Source organism: Duganella sp. Leaf126, from assembly GCF_001423125.1.
Classification (GTDB): domain Bacteria; phylum Pseudomonadota; class Gammaproteobacteria; order Burkholderiales; family Burkholderiaceae_D; genus Rugamonas.
Genome location: NZ_LMNW01000027.1, coordinates 1 through 1,462, shown reverse-complemented (window position 1 = coordinate 1,462; position 1,462 = coordinate 1). Strand labels below are relative to the sequence as shown.

Below are 1,462 nucleotides of genomic sequence, written 5' to 3'. Positions count from 1 at the left end.
GCGCCGGCACAGCTTCAGCAATGACTTGTCGCCAGTCGAATATGAAAAGCAGTATTTCCAGCGGCTTGCGAGTGTCTAGAAAACTTGTGGCGATTCAATTTTCACGAAATTATTTTCTCTTCCCTGCGCGCCAATGCTGGGCATATTGCACCGCAAACCCATAAACAAACTCTTTTTCACGAAGAGGTAAATCCTTTATAACCTCGCCAAGTAATTCGCCAAAAGCTTCAGTATTCGTACTATCGCCAACTAGCGACGAAAGTGAGACCTTTAGGTATCTAGCCAAATCATCAAGTCGATCAAGAGATGGTAGCTGCGCGCCGGTCTCAATCCGGGACACGGTGACATTCTCGATTCCGAGCGCCTCAGCCAGTTGCCCCTGCGTAATTCCATGTCGAGCGCGAGCGATCTTGATATTTCGGCCAACGCGCTTCCCAAGTTCGTCTCCCTTCTCGCTTCTTGACTGTCGCGGCATAGGCTTTCTTCCTAAAAAGCCCCATAGTCCTATGACAAGTTCAGATATAAAATGATGTAATATGACAATATAGTTGATGTGAAACGATAATTGCAATGCCTAACAATACTACTCAACCGGAGTCGGTAGCCCGCCGGCCCAACCAGTCTAAGGAGAAACTTACCAATGGCAACACTGATGCTAAACACTGTATCGATCACGGTCCCGCCAATTCGAGTCAGGTACAACAGCATCCGGCTGAAGTATCAGCGCTTAGCTGAAGCCGCCGCAGAGAACTTCGCCAACAAATTCACGGCGACGTTCAAGAACATGGACTGCAGTGGTCAACCCATCCGGACACTGCGTTAAGTTTTTCATCGGTGAATTGCCACGAGCTCCTAGATACTCGCAAGCCACCAAAAACACTCTTCTTTATCCAGACATTTCTTGCCATTTCTTGCCATCAGAAGTATCGTTGGCGCACAGGAGGCACGCCATGCAAAGCATGAATATTTCGTTACCTGATACACTGAAACAATTCGTCGACGGACAAATCGCAAAAGGCCAGTACAGCAGCGTCAGCGAGTACGTAGGGGAACTGATACGTGCAGACGAGAAGCTGAAGGCACAGGAACACCTCGAAAACCTCCTACTCGAAGGCATGGGCAGCGATGAATCCATCTTGACGACGGCTGACTGGAAAGCGATTCGCAAAGAAGCGTTGGCCAAGGTGGAGGAGAGAAATAAGGCGAGCTAATGCCGATAGTGAAAACACGCGCAGCAGCTCGCAGCGACCTGATTGAACACTTCGTTTATTTGGCTGAGAGTGCTGGAGTGGGGGTTGCGGATCGCTTCCTTGCCCGCGCGGAGGCCAGTTTTGCGATGCTGGCGTCGCAGCCATTGTTGGGCGGGTAATCCCCCCATTAATGATGCGCACCAGAAGTAGAGGCTATGCGGCGAGGGCCAATTTCTGAATCGGCGTGATGCCGCCAAGTGCCATGTGTGGCC

3 protein-coding genes are annotated in these 1,462 nt (G+C 50.5%); 2 read left to right on the top strand and 1 reads right to left on the bottom strand.

Going from position 1 to position 1,462, the window contains the following annotated elements; all coding sequences use genetic code 11:
* Positions 1 to 109 precede the first annotated feature (109 nt).
* The gene (locus ASF61_RS22850) at positions 110 to 571 is read right to left on the bottom strand and encodes a helix-turn-helix domain-containing protein (RefSeq protein WP_156369595.1); all 462 of its coding nucleotides are present in this window, start codon (positions 569 to 571) and stop codon (positions 110 to 112) included.
* 379 nt (positions 572 to 950) lie between these two features.
* Between ASF61_RS22850 and ASF61_RS13395 the strand changes: the two genes are divergently transcribed.
* Both ASF61_RS13395 and ASF61_RS24625 read left to right on the top strand, forming a co-directional pair.
* Positions 951 to 1,211: a type II toxin-antitoxin system ParD family antitoxin gene (locus tag ASF61_RS13395; protein ID WP_056156638.1), complete on the top strand. Its 261-nt coding sequence runs from the start codon at positions 951 to 953 to the stop codon at positions 1,209 to 1,211.
* Positions 1,211 to 1,369 carry a type II toxin-antitoxin system RelE/ParE family toxin gene (locus tag ASF61_RS24625; RefSeq protein WP_082491638.1) on the top strand — a complete coding sequence of 53 codons (159 nt, stop codon included), beginning with the start codon at positions 1,211 to 1,213 and terminating at the stop codon, positions 1,367 to 1,369. The genes ASF61_RS13395 and ASF61_RS24625 overlap by 1 nt, the downstream gene beginning before the upstream one ends.
* Positions 1,370 to 1,462: the final 93 nt, after the last annotated feature.

Bases quoted from the DNA above. Each gene is read 5' to 3' on its own strand.
- ASF61_RS24625 (WP_082491638.1), top strand. From the start codon at position 1,211: ATGCCGATAGTGAAAACACGCGCAGCAGCTCGCAGCGACCTGATTGAA.
- ASF61_RS13395 (WP_056156638.1), top strand. From the start codon at position 951: ATGCAAAGCATGAATATTTCGTTACCTGATACACTGAAACAATTCGTC.